Below are 3,410 nucleotides of genomic sequence, written 5' to 3' on the forward strand. Positions count from 1 at the left end.
CACCGACAGGAGACCGCAATGAGTTGGTCCGCCAAACAGTACGTCGCTTTTGAAGATGAACGCACCCGTCCCGCCCGTGACCTGCTGGCGGCCATTCCTGCCGGGGACGTGCGTACGGCCGTCGACATCGGTTGCGGGCCTGGTAACTCCACCGAGTTGCTGGTGGAGCGCTTTGCCGGCGCCTCGGTGCAGGGGCTGGACAGTTCGACCGACATGATCGAAGCCGCCCGCAAGCGTCTGCCGCAAGTACGTTTCGACATCGCGGACATTGATAGCTGGAGCGGCACTGGCCCGTTCGATGTGATATTTGCCAACGCGGTATTGCAGTGGCTGCCTGATCACGCGACGTTGTTGCCTTCGCTGGTGAACAAGCTTGCACCGGGTGGCACCTTGGGCATTCAGATGCCGGACAACCTCAATGAGCCTTCACACCGTTTAATGCGCGAAGTGGCAGCTCATGGCCCTTGGGCCACCAAACTGGCCGGTGCTGCCGGGCAACGCACGGAAATGGCTGATGCCGGTGGCTATTACTCGATGTTGAAGCCCCACTGCGCCCGCGTCGATGTGTGGCGCACCACCTATCATCATCCGCTCGCGGACGGTGCGTCGGGTGTCGTCGAGTGGTTCAAGGGCAGCGGGTTGCGGCCGTTCCTCGACCCGCTGGACGAAGCGGAACGGGCGCAGTATCTGAAGCGGTATCAAGCGGCTATCGAACAGGCGTATCCGGCTTTGGCCGATGGTTCGGTGCTGTTGCCGTTCCCACGACTGTTTATCGTCGCAACCCGCTGATGCGAAAAAGCGACAGACTTATCCGTCCCTTTTTTATCCATCAACGCTGAGCGCCGACCAACATCATCATGGGCCGCTCCCGCTCTTCGGCAAGGGCCGGTTGCGCCGCCACCTCGGCATCGCTCGGCCCCCATTCGTCGACGTGCTGAATGCTGAATCCAGCGCCAATCAGCGTGTTGAGCAACGTGCCAATGGTGCGGTGCTGTTTGATCACACCGTCCGCCAGCCAATTGGTCACGCGCTCGCCTTCACTCTGATAAGCGTCCACGGGCCAGCTCTTGCTGCCTTGGGCATCGATGATCCAGCCAGGATTACGCGGTGCCATGAAGATCGGATGTTCGATGGAAAACACGAAATGCGAACCGGGTTTGAGGGCTGCGTGGACACTGGCGAACAACCCCGGCAAGTCCTTGATGTAATGCAGCGCCAGGGAGCTGTAGGCCAGATCGAAACTGGCGGTGGGCAGATTGAGTTGCTCCAGATCGGCGCGCTCATAACGGATGTTCGAAGCGGATCTGGTTTTGCGCGCCTGCTCCAGCATCTTCTGCGAAACATCCAGGCCGAGCACGCTTTCGGCGCCATGCTCACTGGCCCAGCGACAAAACCAACCGTAGCCGCAAGCGAGATCCACTACCTTCAGACCCTGCATTGGCGGCAGCATGGCCTTCAGTGCAGGCCATTCCGGCGCGGCATCGAGACCGCCGATGGAGCGGGCCATCTGGCTGTAGCCCTGGAAGAATTTAGGGTCGTCGTAGATGTTTTGGKTCATGTTTGGGACCTCTCATGGGATTGTTCACATGACAGCACAATTTTCCCGTGAGTGATGGCAACCCGTGGCGAGGGAGCTTGCTCCCGTTGGACTGCGTAGCAGTCCCTTTCGGGGTCGTGCCCTATGAGATGAAAGGTGCTTTTTCCAATATCCAGGCCGAGCAAGTCCAAGATATCCATGAGAGGTCTCCGCAAATCAGTGAGAAGCCCGGTAAGTTTAGATTTAACGGGGTTCCCGTACTGGGCTGACCATCTCATTAGGGTGGTGGCTGTACGCGGGTTGGCGAACCGGGCAACGGCAAAACCGGCAGACCCGAAGGTCTCCCACGCACAGCTACCGAAAAAAGGCAGCCAAGTGCGATTAAAAACGCTCCGAGTTAAGCTCGAAGGTTCCTATGCCGCTGACATCGAGTCGCCAAACCCGATACGCCATTTGGGCGCGCTCGGACTTTAGGGCTCATGACAAAGGCACAGCAATGCGCAAGTGTACGGACAATTCCTAGTGTCGTGTAGGACGCGGCTTTTTCTTGAAAATTGCCTGCAGCGCTTCACTAAATTCCCGCCCATAAAAAAACCGGCCACTTGGGGCCGGTTGATATATCAATGTAATAGGGTCATCAGCCTTGCTGCAGCACCTTGAGAGCAGCCGACGCCAAAAAACCCGAACGGCTTTTCTCTTCCGGGTGGTGCAGCACGTACTCATCGATTCGGTTGAGCAGGTAGCCGGGTAGTGTGATGTTCAGCTTCTGGGCCTTGCCCAGGTATTTAGTGACGTCGATGTCCACCAGTGCCCACGCACAGCCCGCGTACTTCGGATTAGCTGCATGCAGGGTCACTTTGTTGGCAGACGGAATGGGTGAACCATCTTCGGCCAGAATCTCGAAATGGCCCTCAATGGCTTCTCGGGCCATGGCCATCGCGTCGTCCAGATCTTCCCCCGCGGAAAAGCAGCCCGGAATGTCGGGGACTTCCACGCCCCAGGCGTGCTCGTCGTCGCCCATTGAAATTGCAATTGGGTACAGCATGTTCATTGTCCTCCGAGGACTCAGCGCATCGGGCTCGTTAGAGCAGCGCCTGTTGCAAAATACTGATGGCCGTTTTCTTCAGCAGATCTTTTTTGGGATGAGGGACCGTCACCAAGCCCGGCTTGGTCGGATGCTTGAAGTGATGATGGCTGCCTCTGATACGTACCAGATACCAACCGTCCGCAATGATTTGGCTTATCAAAAATCGGCTATTCACATCACCTCCTTGTGGTGTGCTTGTGGTTACTATACCTACTAAAATATTTGAATCAACACTATAACCACCGAAATCGTCCTGGGGTCGATCGCATAGGGCGATAGGGATCGAGTCTAGGAGGGCTCTGCGGCCATGGCTTCAGGCATGGCCGAATTGAAGTGATATGTGTATTGCAAGGATTTGCCGCGCAGGCGTATGCGCGGGCAACAGGTGCGCCAATCGTCTGCCAGGAGACGAAATCCTTTACGGAGGCGAGAAAAACGCTAACAGGACAGCGACTTTATGGCGAAACACTAATTTTTTGGTGAAAAAGCCAAATTCAAGATAGCCGGTGTCGGACCGAGGCATTGTTCACTCGCCACATGTTCAGTGTCACGCTTAACGGATTGGCGTTAGCCATCGCGAGAGGTTTCTGGTCGCGGCATTGCTGATGCAAAGAAGGGACAGACGTCGCTCAGCGTCATCTGTCCTTTTTTTGACCACTGTGAAAATCACTGCGGCTTACTTTTCTTTGAGCGCCTGGCACTCAAGTATTCAAAAATAAACGAAGCAAAGCCGAACAACCCGATCATTGAAACGATCATCATTCCCAACTCTGACCTGTCCATGGT

The 3,410-nt window shown here is 56.2% G+C and carries 4 protein-coding genes; 1 reads left to right on the forward strand and 3 read right to left on the reverse strand.

What is annotated here, in order from left to right:
• The first annotated feature begins 18 nt into the window (after positions 1 to 18).
• Positions 19 to 789: a trans-aconitate 2-methyltransferase gene (gene tam, locus AC1DVH_RS28145; RefSeq protein ID WP_477756548.1), complete on the forward strand. Its 771-nt coding sequence runs from the start codon at positions 19 to 21 to the stop codon at positions 787 to 789.
• Between the two features lie 40 nt (positions 790 to 829).
• Here tam and AC1DVH_RS28150 read toward each other — a convergent pair whose 3' ends face one another.
• From AC1DVH_RS28150 to AC1DVH_RS28160, 3 genes are all read right to left on the reverse strand, one after another.
• Positions 830 to 1,558, reverse strand: coding sequence for a class I SAM-dependent methyltransferase (locus AC1DVH_RS28150; RefSeq protein WP_477756549.1), 729 nt, complete (start codon positions 1,556 to 1,558; stop codon positions 830 to 832).
• Between the two features lie 616 nt (positions 1,559 to 2,174).
• The gene (locus tag AC1DVH_RS28155) at positions 2,175 to 2,582 is read right to left on the reverse strand and encodes a type II toxin-antitoxin system HicB family antitoxin (RefSeq protein WP_392886121.1); all 408 of its coding nucleotides are present in this window, start codon (positions 2,580 to 2,582) and stop codon (positions 2,175 to 2,177) included.
• Between the two features lie 37 nt (positions 2,583 to 2,619).
• A complete protein-coding gene (locus tag AC1DVH_RS28160; protein WP_034150107.1) occupies positions 2,620 to 2,799 on the reverse strand; it encodes a type II toxin-antitoxin system HicA family toxin in 180 nt (59 codons plus the stop codon).
• Between the last annotated feature and the right edge of the window lie 611 nt (positions 2,800 to 3,410).

This window comes from Pseudomonas sp. P4_C3 (assembly GCF_056402075.1).